Source organism: Flavobacterium sp. MMS24-S5 (genome assembly GCF_050320125.1).
Classification (GTDB): domain Bacteria; phylum Bacteroidota; class Bacteroidia; order Flavobacteriales; family Flavobacteriaceae; genus Flavobacterium; species Flavobacterium tyrosinilyticum.
This window is the reverse complement of the sequence record NZ_CP190016.1, coordinates 3925993-3948838: the sequence shown is the minus strand read 5'-3', so window position 1 is coordinate 3948838 and position 22846 is coordinate 3925993. Positions and strand designations below refer to the sequence as shown.

Here is a 22846-nt window from a genome sequence, read left to right as displayed (position 1 = left end):
AAAAAATCAAAATATTTATTATTCTTATTCCCAAACTGGGTATAATTTACTTTGAATATCAATTAAATTGATATGGATTATATTCTAAATATTAGAATTTATCCCAGAACAATTTAGTATTTAATAAATCTCCTCCAATATCAGCAGATGCTTTAGTATAATTTGTTTTATTGATACTTGCTTCTACACCTGGATAAGTATATCTAACAGGAACAGTAAAAATAAGTTTGTTAATAGCTGCTTGAGGCGCTTTTAACACAGGGAAATCCAATCTTCTGTAAGATGTCCATGCTTCATACCCTCTATTGTAAAGAGCGAACCATGCTTGATTACCAATTTTTTCTTTCCATGTTGCTCCACTTAAAGGATTATTGTAATCTACTTTTGGACTTGCAATGTAAGCTGAAATAGCAGTAGCGTTAGTTACTCCCCAGTCTGCCATAGAAGCAGTAATACCTGCATCATAGTACACTTTTGCTTGAGCAGAACCACCTGGAATTAAGTTTTTCTCAGCAGCTTCTGCTAATAAGAAATTCAACTCAGCGAAATCAAAAATAGTTCCTGGAAAAACTGGATTGTTTAATGTAGACGTAATTTGTGAATAAGCTGTATAAACATTTGCCGAACCATAAGTTCCACCAGTAAATGTTCTTCCTGCAGGAATAACTGGTGCTGGAGCAGTTAAGTTAGTAAAATATTTAGGCATCCTTGGGTCACCACCAGGAACAACAGCGTCCATAGCAGAAACAAAAGGCTCAGCAGGAATAAAATCAAATCTCTGACTAGTTACTAAATCAGCATATAATGGATTTTGATTTCCTGATGTAGTTAAATAAGTCAATTTTGTATTGTCAGCATTACTAGCTAAAGCACCAGAAGCAAGAGCTGCCTGAACTTGAGTAGTTGCATAAGCTGGATCAACATCAGACATATTAACTGCCATTCTAATAATTAATGAGTTAGCAAATTTTGCCCATTTTGCATTACTTGCCGCATTACCAGAATAGATGATATCTGCTGCGCCAAAGTTAGCTACTGTACTATTTGCTTTTAAAACTGCAGCAGATGCACTTAATCTTTTAATAAGATCTTGGTAAATCGTTTTTGCATCATCATAAGCTGGTAAAGGATATTTTTGAATATCAATTGCTTGTGAGTAAGGAACGTTTCCAAAAGTATCTACCAATACGCTATAAGCATAAGCTTCTAAGATATCGATAAGCGCTAATTTATTTTGTTTGATTGCTTCATCAGCAGGAGTTGCAGGAGTTGTTGCTGCAATCATAACTCTTGAATCATGAAAATCAGCTAAAACATCTCTGTACAAAACCAAAAAGTGCGTATCTGGAATTTTTCTGTTTGTAATGTTATATTGGCTCTCATCTGGATAAGTTGTCTCTGTCCATTGCTGTGCAAATAATCTAAAAACGTTATTATTCACACTAGTACTAACCATTTGATCGACTAATTTCTTCTCAGCATTGGTAAACAAAAATTCCGCTTTGGTTGTTGTTGGTCTTTTCGGATCAACATTCATATCTGTAATGTCCTGGCTGCACGAAACCATCATACCCACCACAGACATTAATAAAAGTACTTTTTTCATGATTTAAAATTTTAATGTTAGGTTACAACCAATATTTCTTGTTGTCGGAAGTGAACCTCCTGAATAACCTGATGATAAGTTACCTGAACTTATACCACTTTCTGGATCTGCATCTGGAAGATTTTTACTGATAATCCATAAGTTAGAACCTACTAAAGAAAGACGTAAATCATTCAAACCTGCTTTAGCTATAAATTGTTTAGGGAAACTATAAGTAATGCTTACCTCTCTTAATTTTACATAACTTGCATCATAAACAAATGCTTTTTGTGGGTTATTATTGTAACCATAGATACTTCCAGCTACCTCAGGACTTGGTGTTCTTGTAGTATTAGGAGTTCCATCTTCGTTTACTCCAGGTAAAATAACACCTCCACCATTAGCAAGTGTATTTCTTACAGGATTTCCAAGTTCATTGTTTCCTGCTGTAGAAGCATACAATCCAGAGCTTTGTCCATAATATTGATCAAGAGAGAAAATATCTCCTCCTTTTTGAACATCGATTAAGAAACCTAAAGAGATTTGTTTGTAAGTGAATTTGTTACGAACACCACCAATCCAATCTGGAGTAACGTTACCAATTACATTATTAGTAGTTGCTGTTTGTAAATACACTCCATTTTTAGTTACTTTTTGTCCGTCTGCACTGTAGATGAAATCTTTTCCAAGAATATCTCCATAAGCATGTCCTTTTGTACCAACGATACTAACTCCTCCTTGGAATGTACCAATTGTTAAAACATCAACACCTGGTGTTAAATCTACAACTGTATTCTCATTTTTAGACCAGTTTACGTTAATATCCCATTGGAAATCATTTGTTTTAACAGGAGTTACGTTGAAGATTACCTCAACACCTTTATTTTCTACAAATCCTGCGTTTACGTATCTAGAAGAGTTACCAGTTGCAGTAGAATAATCTACTGGGAAGATTTGGTCTTCACTTAAACTTTTGTAAACACTCACATCAAAACCTACTCTTCTGTCAAGGAATTGCATCTCTAAACCAAGTTCTTGAGATTTAGTTTTAACAGGACGTAATTCTGGATTATTAGCAATGTTTGGTCTTGAATAAAGTTGGTTTGAGCCAAATGGATTAAATTTAGTAAATACATCTTGCAATGCATAAGAATCGATGCTTCCTTGTGGGTTTTCAGCATAACTCGCTCTTAATTTACCAAAAGTTAACCATGGAGCATTAACATGTTTTGTAAACACATAACTTCCAGAAACTGAATAAGTATTAACATCATTGTCGTCTTGCGGCAACATAGAGAATGCATCATTACGTACTGTTCCTTCTACATAAAGGAAATCTCTGAATCCTACAGAAGCAGAAGCATAAACACTGTTCACAGCTGTATTGTCTTCCACCTCAATTGGGAATGGAGAAGGATTTATTGAATTTGATAATGCATAGATTCCAGGAATAATAAGTCCTCCATCTGTAGAAGCTAATGTAGATGTACGTCTAGTTCTTAAAGCATTATAACCAACTAAACCTGTTAATGAAAAATCATCATTAAGTTTTTTATTGAAGTTTAATGTAAACTGATAGTTTTGCTCAGAAAACATTCCAGTATATTTTTGGTATCCTGAACCAACAGCCAAACGGTTAATTCCAAATGTTCCAGCCAAAGATCCTACCGCTTTTCTTTCTTCACGTAGTTCTGAATAAGAATCTGTACTAATTTTTCCTGTAGCGCTTAACCAATCTGTAAATTTATAATCTAACTGACCGTAACCGATGAAACGATTTCTTTCGTCTGATTGGTAGTTTTTATATCTAGTGAAATATGGGTTATCCCAATATTTAGGATTTGTATTTCCATTAGAAGGATCTGCCATGTTCCAAGAAATATTTTGTCCGCCTGAATTTTGGAAAGCTTCTTCCTGAGATTTAATATCCACGTTAGTTCCCCACCATTGACGAAATAAACTCGCAACGTTATCACCACCGTAACCAGTAGTATTTCTACCTTGCGTAGTTTGCGCTAAATAATTTGCAAAAACACTAACAGATAATTTATCTGTTAATTTGTGATTGAATTTAATACTTGCGTTATTTTTTCTCAATTCACTATTTGGTAAAATACCATTCTCTTTATAGTTGTTGTAGTTGATAACAAAATTGCTTTTATCTGAACCACCTTCAAAAGAGATTGAGTTATTGAATGTTTGAGCTGTTTGAAAAAATGTAATTGGACCATTTTTAGCAGCAACCCATGGAGATTTTTGTCCAAATTTTGAAGAGTATGGAGTATACGATTCCCACGTATAAACTGAAAGATTTGGATCAAACGCAACACCGTAAGAAGCATCATCTGTAGTACTTACTACTTGGTTGCCATTTTTATCCATAACAAAAAACGCTCCTGTTGGTTCCAACTGGAATTCCATTAGGAGTTCCATCAGTCTTATAAGTTCGTCCGTAACCTTGTCCATATTTGTTTTGGTAAACAGGGAAAGTATTTTTATCAACTGAACCTACCCCAAACTCACTTGAGATAGTAACTCCCATACCTTTTTGAGCTTTTCCTTTTTTCGTAGTAATCATGATTACACCATTACCAGCTTGAAACCCGTATAAAGCAGATGCCGCAGCACCTTTAAGAATATTTAATGTTTCGATATCATCTGGATTAATATCCATACCAGCGTTACCGTAATCATAAGTATTACGTGCTCCAGCTGTTTGTGCTCCATTGCTTGAATTCACATTCGCGTTATTAATAGGCATACCATCAATAACAATAAGCATTTGGTTATTTCCAGTAAGGTTTTTAACACCTCTTGAAACTGCGTTTGTAGATCCTCCAAAGTTGGTATTTCTTCTAATTTGCACCCCAGCAGATTTACCAGAAAGATCATTGATAAAGTTAGCACCTGTTGTTCCACCAACTAAATCTTCTCCTTTTATTTCCTGAGTAGTATATCCAAGAGCTTTTTTCTCTCTCTTAATACCTAATGCAGTAACAACAACACTTTCTAATTCTGTAGTATTACTAGTTAATTTTACACTTAGTGTTGTAGAACTAGCTGCAACTTCTTGCGTTTTCATTCCAATGTAAGTAAAAACCAAGACTTCACTTGGAGTTGCTTTGATAGAGAATTTTCCATCAAAATCTGTTTGCGTTCCGCTTTTAGTTCCCTTAACTAATACACTCACACCTGGAAGAGGCATTCCTGAATTATCGGAAACTATACCCGAAACAGTTCTTTCTTGCGCAAAGGTTAATTGCGTAATCAGCGCCACCAAAAGCACTAAGAATCCATTTAACTTTAGTTTCATTTTTAAAAATTTTGAATTAGTATGTGGCAAACATCTTAATATTTTCTTAAAAGAACAATGTGTTTTAGTGTCTCGTTCTAACATTTTTTTAATATTTCTTTAACATATACTTGTTAACGAATAGTTAATTAACACAAAAACAACTCAATACGTAATTTTAATCGTAAAATACTGCATTTTTTTTAATTAAAAAATTAACATATATTTAACATTCAAGATAGCGCTTTTCTTAAAAAAACAGACAAAAAAATAAAATAAAACAAAGTGTATTCTTACAATAAAGCCGATTAAATAAAACATTCTTGACTGAAAATGTTGTATTTGACAAATTTTTAATTTGCTTTTCGTTCTCAAATCGTAATAAATTGTAAATCAATTCTTCCAAGTTGGAAAAATCCTTGATTTGATCTTTTTAGAATACATTTTTAGAAAATTATCAATTATTCATTTCATAAAAAAAATCATAAAAACCAAGTGTTTTCGCGGGTTTTTAACCAATATCGCATACTTATAGTCAATTTGAAAAATAGCGTAATTTCCAACAGTATTACTCGCTGATAGGATTGCTCTAAAGAGCAATTATTGATTGTATTGATTTGAATCTATTTAACGCTTTTTAGAAAAAAAAGTACAATATTTGCCTTTTTAAAACCTAAAAAAAATGCTCGAAAAAAATTTCTCAGGATTTGTTTTAGAAACTGGAACTGATGAAGCCGGAAGAGGATGTCTAGCTGGTTCAGTTACTGCCGCTGCCATAATTTTACCCGAAAATTTTGAAAATAAAATTCTGAATGACAGTAAGCAGCTTTCTGAAAAAACTAGAGCGCTTTTAAGACCTATTATAGAAAAAGAAGCCCTATGTTTTGCCGTTACTCATTTGTTTCCCGACGAAATTGACGAAATAAACATTCTAAATGCTTCAATGAAGGGAATGCAGGAATGTATTTTAAAATTAAAACACGTTCCCGAATATATTATTGTGGACGGGAACCGCTCTTTGAATGCTAAACTGGGACTAAAAAATAATTTTGGAAAACAGTTTTCTCCAGATGAAATTGCGCTTTTAAAATCGATTCCGAATCAAAGTATTATAAAAGGCGATGGGAAATACTTAAGCATTGCCGCTGCGTCTGTTTTAGCAAAAACATATCGTGATGAATACATGGATCAAATTCATGAAGAATTTCCAATGTACAACTGGAAACAGAACAAAGGATATCCAACCAAAGAACATCGTGAAGCAATCAAAGAATTTGGAACCACAAAATATCACAGAATGAGTTTTAGGCTTTTACCAGAGCAATTAGAACTCGATTTCTTTCCATAAAAAAAAACGACCTATTCAATAGGTCGTTTTTTTTTATTTTTTACTTTTTAAGAATTCTGCAAATGTTTTGGTGTCATAATAAAAAGACCTTATAGCAGTAATTTTACCATCCTTCAAATCAAAATGTTCTGAAATCGGAACTGACATTGTTTTGCCTGATTTCTTAGATCTACAGTTTATCGTAAAATAAATGATTACTTCATTTTTAGAAGCATCACTAAAATAAACGGGTTCTTTTTCTATCTGCAAATCAAAAAACTCAGCCGATTTTGTAAACATTTTAGTCCATTCGCTAAAGCCAATATAAGTTCCTCCATAAGGCAAACCTACAGCTTGATTATAAACGGCTCCGTCTCCAATTAAAGTTCCTAGCGCATCAAAGTCTCTTGTTTTAAAAAGACTTTCGTAATATTTTGCTACTACTTTCAAATTATCAGCTTCCAGATTTTTCAAAACATCTGCTTCAGACGGCGCTGCTCCTTTATCCCAAAAACCAATAATTTTACTTACTTGACCTTTTCCATTCAAACGCGCAAAGTCACGGCCAGCCATGATAAGGTTATTTTTAGAATCGAAAATTTTCCATTCCCAGGTTACATAATTATCTTTTACAATTTTGGCTCCCGAAGTTAAAACGGCATCTGGGTTTTTCTTGTAAAATTCGTTGATAACATTATTAAACGCAGCAGTTCCTTTTATAGAAGCCGAAGGATCTTCAAAAGTACTATCTTCTAACCAGATTGATTTAATCATCTTTAATCTGGTATCGCTGTTTTTTTCCTGCCACACTTTTTCATAAACGGCAACTGGATATAATTTATCTTTCTTTTGGGCAAAAAGACCATTAAGCACAAAAAGGAAACAGAATAAGTAGATTTTTCTCATAAGCAATCAGTTAGAATAAAATTTAAATTTAATAGTACAAAACCAAATTTAGCATAAATAGCTAAGAGAACTACAAGAAGTATAGAATTTGCCATCCCTGCAAAATCTTAACTTTTGAGAAATGGTTTTTCCGTTTTTTGTATATAAATTTAAGAAAAAAACTGCTTTCTATTAAAAAAACAAGCCTGATTTATTATTCAATTCATCACTCAAAATAAAAAACCCGTTTCAAAATCGACGCTTGAAACGGGTTACTTTTTATTAGCAATTATTTTTTAAACAAATTCGGCTTCGAACAGCTCAGTTAAATGTTTGATGATTTTAGCTTTTACTTCTTCTTCATCTACTTTTTCTACTCCAAGTTCTACGTTTAAAGAAGTAACGCCTTTTCCGCGAATTCCACACGGAATAATATTGTCAAAATATCCTAAATCGACATTTGCGTTTAAAGCAAATCCGTGCATAGTAACCCAGCGTGATGCGCGAACGCCCATTGCACAGATTTTACGTGCAAACGGAGTTCCTGCACCAAGCCAAACTCCTGTTTCGCCTTCACTCCTGCCCGATTCTAATCCGTATTCTTCCAGAGTCAGAATTATGGATTCTTCTAATAAACGTAAGTATTTATGAATATCGGTAAAGAAGTTTTCTAAATCTAAAATCGGATAGCCTACAATCTGTCCGGTTCATGATAGGTAATATCTCCACCTCGGTTGATTTTATAAAAAGTCGCTCCTTTGGCTTCGAGCTGTTTTTCGTTTAATAGTAAATTTTCAAGATCACCGCTTTTTCCTAAAGTATAAACATGCGGATGCTCAACAAAAAGTAAATAATTTGGTGTTGGCAGATCTAGTTCTTCTCTTCTGTTCTTGATTTTTAAATCTACTATATCCTTAAAGATTTCTTCTTGATATTCCCAAGTCGATTTATAATCTTTATTGCCCAGATCCTGAAGTTGGATTTTTTTGTTCATTTTAATTATTTTTCAAACTCAACATCAAAGTTCAGTTTGTCGGGATTCTCCATATAATCCGTAAAAGAGTATTGAATTGTAATCGATTTTCGATCGTCGCTAAACAAAGCTGTTGGGTTAGAGACTTTCTTAATTTTTTTTGGAAAGTGATACTTTACAATATAGCTAGACGAAGCAAACATCATTTTAGACATATCTCCAGCCGAATCTTTTGCCTTTGCTGCTTTTTTCTGCTCATCGACCACTGCTTTTCTTGTAAATTTCTTTCCGTCATAAGTATAACTTAATTTACTACCATTATCTCCGAAACCGCTTCCCATAGGATTTGCGCCTCCTTCTAATTTTTGCAGTGTACCTAATGTTTGCAAAATATCTTGAAGTTCGTTTACATTTTTAAAATCAGTCGACATGTTCATTAAAAACTGTTTTTTCTCCGAACTTATTTTCGTTGATACAATATAACTCTCCAGTTTTTTAAGTTCTTTTTGTGTTTCTGGCGACAACTTGGCAATACTGTCTTTTTTCTCTTCAAACACTTTTTTGAAAGTAAAAGTAGTATCAATATCTTTTTTGTCGTCTCCCATTTGCCCAGCAATCTGATCACCAGCCATTTCCATTAAAGCAGAACCATCCATATCTACAGAGAATTTCCCAGTTCCGTTATCGTTTATGTAAATATTCTCAGTGAAAGTACAGCTAGTTAAAGTCGCTATTAAAAAAGAAAAACTAAGTAGTTTATATAGTTTCATTAATGTTCTATTTTTTATCAAAGATACAAAGACTATTTTTAAAAATACATTTTATCGAAAACCTCGAATTATTGCTCAAATTCTACTTTAAAACCAAAATCCACACTACTCTCCTGCATATTATCCAGAGGAACTTCTACAGTAAAACCTTTTCTGTCTTTTGTTAGTACTGCATTTTTAAGCGAAACTGTTTTAATCTTTTTCGGAAATTGATACTCAGCGGTATATTTACATTCTTTCATCATTTCTTCCATTTTTTTAGAGAATGGATCGTCGCTTTTATCTTTCTTGTTTTCTTTTTTCTTTTTAACTTTTTTATCGTCTTTCGAAGGAGTAACCGTTTTAATGAAAACCTTACCATCATAAAAAATGGTGGTATTAGTATTAGACTTTTCTTCTGGCTTTGGCGCAGCACTTAAAGCTCCTAATCTCTTCTTATCTGTCGCAGCCAGCGCTTCTAAACTTTCGGCAGGTGTTGCAATAGTTTTAAAATCTGTTCCACTAGGAAAATCAATTGCCATAGTGTATTCAAATTGCTGTTTTTCGTCGTTTACTTTCATGCTAACTTTAAAATTCTCCAAAATTTTAAGTTTCTCTTTTTCTTTCTCCAGCATCTCGATTTTCTCTTTATCCGCATCTGGTAATTTAGAAATACTGTCGCTTAACTTGTTAAGCATATCTTTGAAGGTAAAAGTAGTGTCTACGACTTTATTGACTTTAGTCGAATCACTTTTTTTCATCCCCATTTTATACATCGGAGACATATCAAAACCGTACGAAAAAGTTCCAGAACCATCTTCGTTCATAGTCATCTTTTCTTTAAGGATACAGCTAGTAAAACAAAATGCAATAAAAAAGCAAAGTAGAATTTTTTTCATAATTGAGGTTTAAGTTATTCAAGCGAAGATACTTTCTTTTAAGAATTATTTTAGTTTCATTTTAAAACAACTTCAAATTTGTCATTTAAGGCTTTATCCAAACCCTGTAAATGAACAACTTGATATTAGAGCATATTTTACATTTGTTAGAAACACGTCTATTCCAACAGCTATCGATGCCGACTAAAGTTGATTGAAACCCAATAATTTGATGTTGCAAAAAATCTAAAAACTGCATTAAAAAATCTACATTCTTTTCTTTATCTTTGCACACTTAAAAAAATAAAGCAAAAATGGCATTATCAGAACAAGAAATCATCAGAAGAGAAAAACTTCAAAACTTACGCAACTTAGGAATCAATCCTTATCCAGCTAATCTTTTTCCTGTAAATCATACATCTAAGCAGATAAAGGAGTCATTTGAAGAGGGTAAGAAGGTTATCGTTGCGGGTCGTTTGATGAGTGTTCGTGATCAGGGTAAAGCTTGTTTTGCTGAGTTGCAAGATAGCGAAGGACGTATTCAATTGTACGTAAATCGTGATGTATTGTGTGAAGGTGACGATAAAACTTTATACAACCAAGTATTCAAAAAATTAACCGATTTAGGAGATTTTATTGGTATTGAAGGTGAATTGTTTACTACACAAGTTGGTGCAAAATGTATTCGTGTTTCTGGTTTTACTTTCTTGAGTAAAACTTTGCGTCCGCTTCCATTGCCAAAAGTTGACGAAGAAGGAAATGTTCACGACGCATTTAATGATGCTGAGTTACGTTACAGAATGCGTTATGTAGATTTAACTGTAAACCCACAAGTTAAAGAAACATTCATCAAACGTACTAAATTGTTCAGTGCAATGCGTGGTTATTTTAACGACGCTGGATATTTGGAAGTTGACACTCCGGTTTTACAATCCATTCCTGGTGGAGCTTCGGCGAGACCATTTATTACGCACCATAACTCGCTTGATATTCCGCTTTACATGCGTATTGCAAATGAGTTGTATTTAAAAAGATTAATTGTTGGTGGATTTGAAGGTGTTTATGAGTTCTCTAGAAACTTCCGTAATGAAGGTATGGACAGAACACATAACCCTGAGTTTACTGCAATGGAAATATATGTAGCTTACAAAGACTACAACTGGATGATGGAGTTTGCTGAAGGTTTATTGGAGCATTGTGCGATTGCTGTAAATGGTACAAGCGAAGTTACTTTTGGCGAGCACAAAATAAACTTTAAAGCGCCTTATGCACGTGTTACAATGACAGATTCTATCAAACACTTTACAGGTTTTGATATCTCTGGAAAAACAGAACAGGAATTGTTTGAAGCAGCACGTGGAATGGGAATCGAGGTTGACGAAACAATGGGTAAAGGAAAATTAATTGATGAGATTTTTGGAGCTAAATGTGAAGGAAATTATATTCAGCCAACTTTCATTACTGACTATCCAAAAGAAATGTCTCCGCTTTGTAAAGAGCACCGCGATAATCCAGATTTAACGGAGCGTTTTGAATTAATGGTTTGCGGAAAAGAAATCGCAAATGCATATTCTGAATTAAATGACCCTATTGATCAAAGAGAGCGTTTTGAAGATCAAATGCGTTTGGCTGCAAAAGGTGATGATGAAGCAAACGGAATTATCGACGAAGATTTCTTAAGAGCTCTTGAATACGGTATGCCTCCTACTTCTGGAATGGGAATTGGAATGGATCGTTTGATTATGTATTTAACAAATAACGCTTCGATTCAAGAAGTTTTATTGTTCCCTCAAATGCGTCCTGAGAAAAAACAACTAATTGAACTTTCTGATGAAGAAAAATTCATTGTAGATTTATTGAAAGGAAATGATAATAAAATGGATCTTCAGCAATTAAAAATTACTGCAAATTTAAGTGGTAAAAAATGGGATGCGTCTATGAAAAATTTATCTAAACACGGTTTGACTAAAGTTGCTGTTGAAGGTGAATTTAAATTTGTGGAATTGGTTGGATAAATTCCAAAATTAAAATTCCAAATTCCAAGTTGGATTTTATAATATTCAAACCCGACAGATTTTAAAAGCCTGTCGGGTTTCTTTTTTTAAACGAATACTTCTTCCTATCACCATTTAAAACAAAAATCAAAACTTATTTTTAAAAAACTGAAAAACAACACTTTACTTTCTCTAAATTGTTTTACAAGAAAATACTTTCACAAGCCTTGCTATACCACTAAAAAACAAAACAAAATTTGGTTAGCATTGTATATTTAATTGATTCTGTTTTTGCTTTTTTTTAGCAAACAAATTACTACATTTGAAGAAAAAATAGACTTTGTATAAAGTCTATTTTTTTTAATCCCAAACCCATTCAATTAACATTTTTCAACCAATCCTTTAAATGAAAATTAGAAAAATCGCCCCAAACGAAGACTTAGAAACAACAGTCAACAAAAAAAGAAATCGTTACAAAATTGCTATCATCGCTGTTATCTTTATTTCAGCCGCTGGCTTTTTAGGATTTAAATATTTTACTCCTAAAAAAGAAGCTGTTTGTTTAGGCACAGATACCAAAATCTATGATACCTACAAAAACGCCGTTGTACTTGTAAAGCATAAATATGGCTATTTTGCTAAAATTAATGGAAAAGAAATTCCGCTTAATGTTGAGGATGCTAAGGAAGAAACCATTTATGGAACAGGCTTTTTTGTAGATACAGAAGGAGACATGATTACCAATAGACATGTTTTACAGCCATGGAATTCAACTGAAGAAGAAAGTGAGAAAGTAAATACTACTATTCGAAATCTGCGAATGAAAATTGCTTCTATCCTTACTACCGATGTTTCTGAAGATGACTATGAAAGTTTTATTAGCAACAATTGGTCGCATGCTTCAGTCTCATATGACGAAGGTGAAGGAGAGGGAGAATATGAAGAATCGAGCGAAGAAACTAGTGAGTCAGCGGGTGAAGAATTTGTTAGTTCTAATGAAACAGAAACAGATACATCGCAAGTATCAACTGATATAGCAGCATCTATTCCAGTAAAAGAATATGTTTCTGCAGAAAATATTGAAGTATATGTAAAAACGGTAGACATTCAAGTTGCACTTCATAATTCTGATAGCGAATGGATTAATTGTGAAATGAAAAAAGTTTCAGATGACAGCAATATTGATTTAGGTATTTTGCAAGTAGCTGATCATAAAACCCCTCAAACCGTTACCAATATTATAAGTCTTGATAATATTGTTGACAATGATACTTCTCTAGCTCCAGGGCAAAAAGCGATAATGGTGGGCTATCCGATGGGAATAGATTTGGCACAGACCAATTCTGGTATAAAAGTGCAGCTTTACAATGGCCAAATAAGTAAAGAATCTGATGGCAACAAAATTCAATACAGTATAACTTCTACACATGGTGCTAGTGGATCGCCTGTTTTTAATGAATGTGGTCAACTTATTGCAGTTAATTTCAGTGGATTCGATCAGGTTCAGGGTTTCAACTTTGGAATTGTAGCTAAGCATATTCAAGCGCTCTAATTTTAAAAACCAAAAAAAAGACGATTAAATCTAATCGGGTTTTCACATTTCCAATCAAATAAAAAATCGACTTAATCAATTATGAATAAATTTTTTAGCATCTGTGCACTACTTTTCTGTGGTGCCGCTTTTTCACAGATTCCAACTCTGGATGTCGAAAATCAGAAAAAAAATTCGGTAATCTTACAGGAAGTAAAAATTGAAACCAAAATTTTAGGGAATCTTGCTTCAACTACCGCAACTTATACATTTTACAATCCCGGAGACAGAATTTTAGAAGGAAATTTCACCCTTCCGTTACCAGAAGGAGTAAGCGTGAGCGGTTATGCTTTGGACATTAATGGAAGCTTAAGAGATGCCGTACCTGTTCCAAAAGAACGAGCTAAAGAAGTATTTGAAAGTATTAAAAAAAGAAATGTAGATCCAGGTATTATTGAAAAAGTAGCTGGAAACAATTTTAGAACTAGAATTTATCCCATTACAGCTAGAGGCAGCAGATTTATTAGAATTACGTACAATCAGGAATTGAAAAATTCGGCTACGGATTATCAGTATTTTTTAAGCTTTGCCAATGCGGTTAATATCCCAAAATTTAATCTGAAAGTAATAGTTAATGAAAGTTTAGCCACTCCTAAAATTACGGAAAATCCAGATGGAAGTTTTACTTTTCAGAAAAAAGGGAATCAATGGATTGCTGAAATTAATAAAGTAAATTTTACGCCAAATGAAAGCCTTAAAGTAGCTATTCCAAAAGTAAACGAATCGTCGAATGTGATGCTTCAAAAAGCTTCTGACGATAAATCTTATTTTGCGGCAAGTGTTGCGATGAATTTCCCTGTAAAGGAAAAAACAAAATCTCAAAAAATTGCTATTATTTGGGATAATTCATTTAGCGGATCAAAGAGAGATCGTCAAAAAGAACTGGACTTTCTTAATGCGTATTTTTCAGACAACAAGAATGTTGCAGTCTCTTTTGTCCTTTTAAATAATACCCTTGAAAAAACAGAAGAATTTACTGTTTCTGGAGGAAACTGGAACGCATTAAAAGACAGAATTCTTAATCTGAAATATGATGGCGGAACCGACTTTAGTGCTTTAAAAGAAATTTCATCTATAGACGAATATCTTTTATTTTCTGACGGAATTTCAAATTTTGGAGATTTAACTTTAAAATTCAAAAAACCGGTCAACACTGTAACGAGCACACCAACTTCTGATTTTAATCTGCTGAAACTTTTAGCATCACAATCTGGAGGAAATTTTATCAATCTTAACGAATTAGATACGCAATCTGCTCTTAAAACATATAAAAGGCTTCCTATTTTATTTTTAGGTTTTAAAGAAACCAATACGCTTCAAGAATTGTTTCCAAATGTTGGAACTGCCGTAAACGAACCAGTGAATATTTTTGGAATTTCATCTTCAAACTTGAATAAACTTACTGCTGTTTTCTCAGTAGGAGATAAAAAATTTGAAGTGCCTGTCGATTTTACTAATGCTGTACAAGTAGACAATTGGCCTCTTGCACAATTTTGGGCGCAAAGAAAAATTAATGATCTTGAACTTAACTCAACACAAAACAGCGATGAAATTAGAAATCTGAGCGAACAGTTTGGAGTTGTAAGCAAGAACACTAGTCTTATCGTATTGGAAGATGTTAATGATTATGTTCGTTTTGGCATCACACCTCCACAGGAATTATTATCAGAATACAACAGAATCGTTTCGCAAAACAAAAAACAAATCTTAGAAAAAAGAAGAAATCTTCTATCTAAAGCTTTTGATAAAACACGTGAACTGACAACTTGGTGGAATAGCGAATTTAAACCTACAGAAAAAAAACAGTATCCTACCATTTCTAAACAGTCACAAAAATTGTCGTCGGCAGAAGAAAGTGTTGTTAGCGATAATGCTGTATATTCTGCAGAAAGTAGAGCAGGCGATAAAAAAACATCTACAGGTAAAATAACTTTGATAGATGTAGAAAGTACTCAAGAGTATATGAAAGATTTTCAGTCTTTACAATCACCTGAATTGATTTACCAGAAATATCTTGAAAATCGTCCGAAATACGAGAAACAGGTAACGTATTATTTTGATGTTTCTAAATTGCTTTTCAAAAAAGGAGACAAAGCTCTTTCTTTAAAAGTTTTAAGCACACTGGCAGAACTTGATTTGGAAAACGAAGAATTGTACAAAACGATTTCTTACTTATTGAAACAAAGAGGTAATTATGAAAAAGAATTGTGGATTACCCAAAAGATTCTAGAATGGAGACCATTTGATCCTCAAAGTCATAGAGATTATGCGTTGGCTTTGGTAGACAATAAAAAACCTCAAGAAGCTCTTAATATTTATAAAGGCATGCTGTATCAGGAATATACCGATGAGATTTCTGTGAGAGATAATGGTATTGAAGAAATCTTGATTATGGAAATCAATAATATTTTGAGCCAAAACAAAAATGTTGATGCAAGCAAAGTTGATGATCGTTTAAAAGCAAATCTTCCAGTCAACATTCGCATTGTTATTAACTGGAATAAAGACAATACAGACATAGATCTTTGGGTTACAAATCCAAGAGGAGAAGATTGTTCGTACTCGCATAAATCTACCGAAATTGGAGGAAGATTAAGCAACGATTTCACCCAAGGTTTCGGCACTGAACAATTTTTACTTAAAAAAGCGATCAAAGGGAAATATAAAATCAAAACGAATTTCTTCGGTGAGAGACAGAATATTCTTTCTGGACCAACGACTGTAATGGCAGAGGTCTACCTTTACTATTCTGATGGCAGACAGGAACGTAAAATTGCTGTTTTCCAAAGTCAAAAAGAAAACAAACGTGAAAGTGATAGTAAAATTTTAATTGGAGAATTTGAGTTTTAGAAAAATATAAAAATTCCAAACTCCAAAATTAGGATTTATAATATTTCAAACCCGACAGATTTTGAAATCTGTCGGGTTTTTTATTTAATTTGTCTAAGAATATATTCAATTATAAAAACTTGAAAAGATGCTATATTGTTTCCTATTTCTATTTTCAATATTTCTTTGTTATTCATATTTCGATCAAAAAACCCTTAAAAAAATGCATTTGGAGAGGAAACAACAAATGTTCGAATTACTAAAAAACAAATATGATGGATTAAAAGAAAACGACCTTAACCTCTTTGAATATAAAACTCCAAATCATACAATATTTTTCGAATACAAACTTATCACTTCAAGAAGAATTTCAAACAGCTTGAAAGTCTATTTAGATATCTCTGCAATTGAAGAAGACATTAAACATCTATGTAGAATTCATTTTTATTGCACCAAAATTGACAATCTTGACTACATTGAAATGCCTGTCGAAGTATACTTTGATTCGTTATATAATTTATCAGAGCATTCAACTAAAATTGTTAATAGAATAATCACAGAAACAGAAAATTACATTTCTGAAAAAAGAAAAGAAAGAGATAAAAAAACATCCAAATTTTAAAAAGAATACTTCTCCAATTTTTTCCCTTGAATATCCAAAACCTTTGTGCTTTCTTTTGGAATATCACCTTTTATAACTTCTTGAACTGAAGGATTAGATGGATATTTTCCACCTTTCATTTTTAGAAGATGAAATTTTCCTCCGCTTTCAAATATCAAATCATAAAATTTTTCTGTTGATGAAGTGGTTACATAAATTGGAAAATCGGTTACAGTGAAACGATTGATTACAGTACCGTCATTTTTCAAAATATAACCTGAACAACCTCCGCTTCCGCAGAAATAAGAATTAGAGAAACCAACAAAATATTCCTCTTTCTTATCGTTATTTAAATCGAAAGCTTCATAATAGAAAGATCTGTCTTCTTTTGTCATTGCGGGTAAATCTTTCTCCAATAAAATCAGCAATTGTTTTCGAATTAATTCTACTTCTTTATTATTTTTTTCGGAAACTTCACTTAAATCGGCCGTTCCGCCAAGAGTTTTAGACAAGGTATCTTGAACAATTGTTTTTACAATATTTTTTGAATTGTCTTTGTTTTGGCAAGAAGATAATGCCAAAATTGCAATTAAAATCAGAAATCTATTTTTCATAATCTGATGTTTTAAATTCGCGATCGATTACACTAATAATGCTGCTTTATTTTCAATATCATTCTGCGTCAATAATGATTTTATATTATTGAAAGTCACCAAAGCAATTTGAGTTAAAGCTTCGTTGGTAAAAAATGCTTGATGCGCTGTTACCAATACATTCGGAAAACTCATTAAACGCTGAATCGCGTCGTCTTGAATAATGTCTGCCGATAAATCTCTAAAGAATAATTTTTCTTCTTGTTCGTAAACGTCAATTCCTAAATAACCTATTTTACCTTCTTTTAAGCCTTCAATAACCGACGATGTTTCTATTAATCCGCCGCGACTCGTATTGATAATCATAACACTGTCCTTCATGAAAGTAAGTGAAGTTTTATTGATTACATGTTTCGTCTGATCGTTTAAAGGGCAATGCAACGAAATAATATCGCTCGCCTTGAAGATCTCTTCTAAACCAACAAAAGAAACGCCGTCTTTTTTCATTTCATCACTTTCAACAATATCATACGCCAAAACTTTACAGCCAAAACCTAATGCTATTTTAGAAAATGCTTTTCCGATATTTCCTGTTCCTATAATTCCGATTGTTTTTCCGAATAAATCGAAACCTAATAATCCGTTTAAAGAGAAATTCTGTTCGCGAACTCTATTATAAGCTTTGTGTGTTTTTCTGTTTAAAGTTAAAATCATTGCCATAGCGTGTTCGGCAACCGCTTGAGGAGAATAAGCAGGAACTCGGCAAACTTTTATGTGGTGTTTTTTAGCCGCTTCTAAATCGACATTATTAAAACCAGCGCAACGTAAAGCAATTATTTTTACTTTTTTTTCTGCTAATTGTTTAATAACCGTTTCGTTTACAATATCATTTACAAAAACACAAACAATCTCGCACTCTTCTAGTAAAGCTACCGTCTGGGGATTTAACTGTGTTTCAAAAAAGTCCAACTGAAAACCAAAATCTTCGTTGTATTTATTGAAAAACGTTTTATCGTAAGGTTGGGTAGAGAAAAAAGCGATTTTATTGTTCGATGAATTCATAGGATTTGATTTTGAATAGTTTCTTAAAATTAAGGAAATTATTTCAAACCTCTTTTATGAAATACAAATCGATCATTTTTATTTTTGTAAACAACATTTTGGAATTCGTACGTTGAAAACTGCCAACTTCGGCCGGATAAAAATCTCCTTGAGATAAAAACTCACTCAGTTTATAGTCAATATATTCTCTCATTTCTTCAGTAATCCAAAGCTTTATTGAATTATTCTTATAAAAAATAAAATCATCTTCTTTAATTATAAATATTTGAAATAAAATATTTTCTAAGCTTTCTAATGCTTCAGTTTCAATCTCTATTTCACCATGTACATTCAGAGATCTAATTTTATTAAGAAAATAAAATGCGCTTTTCTCATTAAAGATAAAATGCAAAGAGCCTAAAGTAAAATCTATTTTTGGCGACATATCTTTATTCAAAAGCACAAAAAAAATCTCTTGCAACTTTTACTTGCGGATATTCAAGTTCAAGTTTATTACTATTTGTAATATCTTCAAATTGGAGCTTTTTATCTTGAACTATAAACCTAATCACTTTTCTTTCATTTGTAAAAAGGACACCAAACTCTCTTTCATTTTCATCCTCAAAATAAGAAATCAATAATAAATTATGTGCATCAAGATTTGATTCTTTGATTAATTGTTTTAAATCCAACCATTCTTCATTTAAAAGCTCAGTCAATTCTATTATTTCTTCTTTATACAGCTCAATTTCTTTCTTATCCATTTATATTCCTTTATCTATTTTTACAAATCACATTGCAAATTTAAATCTCAAGAAATTGAAAGACTGCTTTAAGAAGCCAGAATTATAACACTAAAAGCTTATTTATTATTTCTAAAATTCCCTTTTGGCAGATAATACAGCCATCCAAAACCAATTAAAAATAAAATAAGCGAACCTATAAATGCTGGAATCAAAATCTCTTTATTATTATCTAATGCATTGTTTAAAGCGGCATACAACAACCAAATTTGGATGCTTACATTTAAGATTAAAACAAATATTAAAGTAGAAAGAATAACATTCAACTTATTTGGATTTGCCTGATTTTGGCTTTTTCTAAATGTACTCATAATATATTTCTTAAACAATTAACTCGCTTTATTTTCAAAAGCTTTTACAAAAATCTTTTCTCCTTTTAAAACCACTTCCAACTGAGGCAATGCTCTTGGCGGAGGTCATGCAATAACATCTCCGGTCAAAGCATCAAAAGAACCTTCATGGCAAGGGCAATGAATAATTCCTGTTCCTGGTTTGTAATAAACGGCACACGAAAGGTGTGTGCATTTTTGTTCAAAAGCTCTAAACATGCCACTTTCTAAATGAACTAAAATATACGGAATGGTACTTCCTTCAATCACAAAACCTCTCGTTCCGCCTAACGGAATATCTTTTACATCGCATACAAAATGTTCGCCCACCACTTCATCAGCTGGCAATAAATAGGCTTTTGCCGCTACTAGTCCGCTACCCACCATTAAACCACCAGAAACCAGCGTAAGGAATTTAGCAAAATCACGTCGGCTAACTTGTGTTGATTCCTGCTTTTTGTAAGGAAAATCTTTTTTCCAATTTTCTTTTAAATTATCTTCTTTAGACATGGATTTTAGATTTAGAATATTCGTAATTGGTTGCTTCCCTTCGGCATCATGATATTTACTTTTGTATTTACGCGCTCTTTTCCAAATAAAAATGAATTTACAGGCGTACTATTCGGACGCATTTCTTCGATTTGAGAACGAGTACCATAAAATAATGCACCGCTCGGGCAAACCGTAGCGCACATTGGCTTTTTGCCAACGCTCGTTCTATCGTAGCACATATTGCATTTCATCATTAAATCGTATTCTTCCATTTTTTTTGGAACTCCAAACGGACAAGCCATAACGCAATTGGAACATCCAATACAGCGTTCTGTATTTGCAGTATGAACCACTCCAAATTCGTCTTGCGAAATTGCATCGGCTGGACAAACATTGGCACAAACTGGATCTTCACAATGCATGCAAACCTGAACTGTGGTCTGAATGGTAACGGCACGTTCTACATAATTAACATGAATCATCGATTCTTGTCCATTGGTTTCGCATTCAGAACAGGCCATCTCACATGCTTTGCAGCCTATGCATCTTTGTAAGTCTACAAAAAACTCTTCGTTTTTATTATAATTGGTTAAATTCATAATTGTTGCTTTTTATAGATTAAACACTTGCATAAGCATTTGATTTGTCTGATGAATTTTCGATTTCTCCCAAAGGTTCCAGCTTGCAAGCACAAACTTTGAACTCTGGAATTTTAGAAATAGGATCTAAAGTTCCCGGCGTTAACTGATTGGCCGATTTTTTCCCTGGCCAATGATACGGTACAAAAACAGTATCTTTTCGGATGGTTTCTACAATATTGGCTGGGAAAATTCCTTCGCCTCTTCGTGTAGAAACTTTCACTAGTTCTCTCTGCTGAATATTATATTTCTGAGCCATTTCCGGATGAATTTCCAACAACGGTTCTGGAAACTGATCTACCAGTTTCCCAATTCTTCTTGTTTGTGTTCCGCTTAAATACTGAGATACAACTCGACCCGTAGTTAATATTATCGGATATTCTTCATCTGTAATTTCGCCTGGCAATTTATACGGAGCAGGATTAAAATGTGCTTTTCCGTCTGGAGTTGCAAACTTTTTATCTTCCCACAATCTTGGCGTTCCAGGATGATCTTCGGTTGGACATGGCCAGAAAACGCCCATATTATCTTCTACTTTTTTATAGGTAATTCCATTGTAATCGGCAGTCCCCCCTTTTGAAGCAACACGCAGTTCATTAAAGATGGCTTCGCTATCAGCGTAGGTAAACTTATCTTCCTCCCCTAACCTTTTAGCCAATTCTAATAATATTGAAGTATCTGTTCTGGCGTCTCCCGGAGGTGTTACGGCTTGACGAATTCGGATAACTCGTCCTTCGGCTGAGGTTGTTGTTCCTTCCTCTTCTTCCTGCAATGAACCCGCTAAAACAATATCCGCATGACGGGCAGTTTCATTCAAAAAGAAATCTATCGCAACATAAAACTCTAATTTTTCTAGAGCAGAACGCACATAATTATTGTTTGGAAGAGATACTAACGGATTAAAACAAATCGAAATCAATCCTTTTATTTCACCACTATGAATCGCTTCTATAATTTCGTAAGCTGTAATGCCTTTATGCGGCATATCTTCTTCCTTAATTTTCCAGACATCGGCAATGTATTTTCGATGATCCATATTTTCGATATCACGATTTCCAGGCAGCTGATCACATTTATGACCGTGCTCCCTTCCACCCTGACCATTTCCTTGTCCGGTAATCGTTCCGTAACCGCAATAGGGTCTTCCAATTCTTCCAGTTGCCAAAACCAGATTAATGCATCCCAAAACATTATCGACACCTTTTGAGTGATGTTCGATTCCTCTTGCGTGCAGTAAAAAACTCGTTTTAGCTTTTCCCCATAATTCGGCCGCTTCTTTAATTTTTTCTTTCGAAATTCCAGTAATTTCTTCTGCCCATTCTAACGTATACTCTTTTACAGCATCAATTGTTTCTTGAAATCCTGAGGTATGATTATCAATAAAATCATGATCCAGCATATCGTGATCTACGAGATATTTAAGCATTGCGCCGTATAAAGCCGAATCAGTTCCTGGCCTTACATCCAAATGAATATCGGCTGTTCTTGCTAACGGAATAACACGCGGGTCAACAACAATTAATTTTGCTCCTCGATCTCGGGCTTTCCAGATCCAATGGGTTAAAGTGGGAAACGTTTCGCTGATATTCGCTCCAGCCACTATAATAACCTCAGCATATTCTAAGTCAGAATAATTGTTTGAAGCGCGATCTAAACCAAATGCTTTTTTATTCCCTGCGCCAGCACTTACCATGCAAAGGCGTCCGTTGTAATCTAAATTTCTTGTTTTTAAAGCAACTCTTGCGAATTTTCCAACCAAATAACTTTTTTCGTTGGTAAGCGAAACTCCAGACAACATCGAAAACGCATGTTTCCCATATTTTTCCTGAATTCTTTTGATTTCAGAAACGGTTTTATCCATAGCCTCATCCCAAGTGGTCTGTTCAAAACCTTTGCCTTCCACTCTTTTTATCGGATGCAATAATCGGTCGGGATGATTGTTCTGCATATAGCGCTGAACACCTTTTGGACACAAACGCCCTTCGTTGAACGGAAATTCCATCCAAGGCTCAAAACCAACCACTTTATTGTCTTTTACAGATAATTGAATACCACATTGCATTCCGCAGAAACAGCAATGTGTTTTAACCGTTTTATCTGGTTCATCACGTCCTGAATACCCTTCTTTTGGCGTATAATTCAGATGCGGACCAAATGCTTCAATTATTTTTTCAGTTGATACAGGTAGTTTTGCCATGATTTTTTTTGTTATTTTTTGGTTTCATGTTTCAAGTTTCACGTTCTGC

19 protein-coding genes and 1 pseudogene are annotated in these 22846 nt (G+C 33.5%); 5 read left to right on the top strand and 15 right to left on the bottom strand.

The window, feature by feature from the left end; genetic code table 11:
• Positions 1–91 precede the first annotated feature (91 nt).
• Genes ACPWTF_RS18225 through ACPWTF_RS18215 form a run of 3 tightly spaced genes read right to left on the bottom strand, consistent with a single transcriptional unit; the run spans position 92 to position 4898 of the window.
• Positions 92–1606 (bottom strand): SusD/RagB family nutrient-binding outer membrane lipoprotein, encoded by a 1515-nt coding sequence (locus ACPWTF_RS18225; protein ID WP_427872419.1) that lies wholly within the window; start codon positions 1604–1606, stop codon positions 92–94.
• A 3-nt stretch (positions 1607–1609) separates the two neighbouring features.
• Positions 1610–4051, bottom strand: coding sequence for a SusC/RagA family TonB-linked outer membrane protein (locus ACPWTF_RS18220; protein ID WP_427872418.1), 2442 nt, complete (start codon positions 4049–4051; stop codon positions 1610–1612).
• Positions 3960–4898 (bottom strand): carboxypeptidase-like regulatory domain-containing protein, encoded by a 939-nt coding sequence (locus tag ACPWTF_RS18215; protein WP_427872417.1) that lies wholly within the window; start codon positions 4896–4898, stop codon positions 3960–3962. Before ACPWTF_RS18215 ends, ACPWTF_RS18220 begins: the two co-directional genes overlap by 92 nt.
• A 661-nt stretch (positions 4899–5559) precedes the next feature.
• Between ACPWTF_RS18215 and ACPWTF_RS18210 the strand changes: the two genes are divergently transcribed.
• Positions 5560–6225 carry a ribonuclease HII gene (locus tag ACPWTF_RS18210; RefSeq protein WP_427872416.1) on the top strand — a complete coding sequence of 222 codons (666 nt, stop codon included), beginning with the start codon at positions 5560–5562 and terminating at the stop codon, positions 6223–6225.
• Between the two features lie 33 nt (positions 6226–6258).
• Here the strand turns inward: ACPWTF_RS18210 and ACPWTF_RS18205 are convergent, their stop codons facing one another.
• The 4 genes and pseudogenes from ACPWTF_RS18205 to ACPWTF_RS18190 all read right to left on the bottom strand — a co-directional run bounded on the left by ACPWTF_RS18205 (position 6259) and on the right by ACPWTF_RS18190 (position 9710).
• A complete protein-coding gene (locus ACPWTF_RS18205) occupies positions 6259–7110 on the bottom strand; it encodes a nuclear transport factor 2 family protein (protein WP_427872415.1) in 852 nt (283 codons plus the stop codon).
• A 275-nt stretch (positions 7111–7385) separates the two neighbouring features.
• Positions 7386–8083: pseudogene (lipB, locus tag ACPWTF_RS18200) on the bottom strand (lipoyl(octanoyl) transferase LipB).
• A gap of 5 nt (positions 8084–8088) precedes the next feature.
• Positions 8089–8832 (bottom strand): hypothetical protein, encoded by a 744-nt coding sequence (locus tag ACPWTF_RS18195; RefSeq protein WP_427872414.1) that lies wholly within the window; start codon positions 8830–8832, stop codon positions 8089–8091.
• 68 nt (positions 8833–8900) lie between these two features.
• On the bottom strand, positions 8901–9710 hold the full coding sequence (locus ACPWTF_RS18190) for a hypothetical protein (RefSeq protein WP_427872413.1): 810 nt from the start codon (positions 9708–9710) through the stop codon (positions 8901–8903).
• A 293-nt stretch (positions 9711–10003) separates the two neighbouring features.
• Between ACPWTF_RS18190 and lysS the strand changes: the two genes are divergently transcribed.
• The 4 genes from lysS (at position 10004) to ACPWTF_RS18170 (ending at position 16725) form a co-directional block, all read left to right on the top strand.
• The gene (gene lysS / locus ACPWTF_RS18185) at positions 10004–11704 is read left to right on the top strand and encodes a lysine--tRNA ligase (RefSeq protein WP_095928745.1); all 1701 of its coding nucleotides are present in this window, start codon (positions 10004–10006) and stop codon (positions 11702–11704) included.
• A gap of 385 nt (positions 11705–12089) precedes the next feature.
• A complete protein-coding gene (locus ACPWTF_RS18180; RefSeq protein ID WP_427872412.1) occupies positions 12090–13235 on the top strand; it encodes a S1 family peptidase in 1146 nt (381 codons plus the stop codon).
• Positions 13236–13316: 81 nt separating this feature from the next.
• Positions 13317–16124, top strand: a complete 2808-nt coding sequence (locus tag ACPWTF_RS18175) for a VIT domain-containing protein (RefSeq protein WP_427872411.1) — start codon at positions 13317–13319, stop codon at positions 16122–16124.
• Positions 16125–16332: 208 nt separating this feature from the next.
• Entirely contained in the window at positions 16333–16725 is a 393-nt protein-coding gene (locus ACPWTF_RS18170; protein WP_427872410.1) for a hypothetical protein, read from the top strand.
• Here ACPWTF_RS18170 and ACPWTF_RS18165 read toward each other — a convergent pair.
• From ACPWTF_RS18165 to ACPWTF_RS18130, 8 genes are all read right to left on the bottom strand, one after another.
• Positions 16722–17318, bottom strand: a complete 597-nt coding sequence (locus ACPWTF_RS18165) for a hypothetical protein (protein WP_427872409.1) — start codon at positions 17316–17318, stop codon at positions 16722–16724. The two genes, ACPWTF_RS18170 and ACPWTF_RS18165, sit on opposite strands and share 4 nt — an antisense overlap.
• A 27-nt stretch (positions 17319–17345) precedes the next feature.
• Positions 17346–18359, bottom strand: a complete 1014-nt coding sequence (locus tag ACPWTF_RS18160) for a 2-hydroxyacid dehydrogenase (RefSeq protein WP_427872408.1) — start codon at positions 18357–18359, stop codon at positions 17346–17348.
• A gap of 43 nt (positions 18360–18402) precedes the next feature.
• Entirely contained in the window at positions 18403–18783 is a 381-nt protein-coding gene (locus ACPWTF_RS18155) for a hypothetical protein (RefSeq protein WP_427872407.1), read from the bottom strand.
• A 4-nt stretch (positions 18784–18787) separates the two neighbouring features.
• The gene (locus ACPWTF_RS18150) at positions 18788–19102 is read right to left on the bottom strand and encodes a hypothetical protein (RefSeq protein WP_427872406.1); all 315 of its coding nucleotides are present in this window, start codon (positions 19100–19102) and stop codon (positions 18788–18790) included.
• A gap of 98 nt (positions 19103–19200) precedes the next feature.
• Positions 19201–19452: a DUF6755 family protein gene (locus ACPWTF_RS18145; protein WP_286970256.1), complete on the bottom strand. Its 252-nt coding sequence runs from the start codon at positions 19450–19452 to the stop codon at positions 19201–19203.
• 105 nt (positions 19453–19557) lie between these two features.
• A complete protein-coding gene (locus tag ACPWTF_RS18140) occupies positions 19558–19980 on the bottom strand; it encodes a Rieske (2Fe-2S) protein (protein ID WP_427872405.1) in 423 nt (140 codons plus the stop codon).
• 11 nt (positions 19981–19991) lie between these two features.
• Complete coding sequence (locus ACPWTF_RS18135) at positions 19992–20561, bottom strand: 4Fe-4S dicluster domain-containing protein (RefSeq protein ID WP_427872404.1); 570 nt, start codon at positions 20559–20561, stop codon at positions 19992–19994.
• A gap of 19 nt (positions 20562–20580) precedes the next feature.
• Positions 20581–22797 (bottom strand): molybdopterin oxidoreductase family protein, encoded by a 2217-nt coding sequence (locus ACPWTF_RS18130; protein WP_427872403.1) that lies wholly within the window; start codon positions 22795–22797, stop codon positions 20581–20583.
• Positions 22798–22846: the final 49 nt, after the last annotated feature.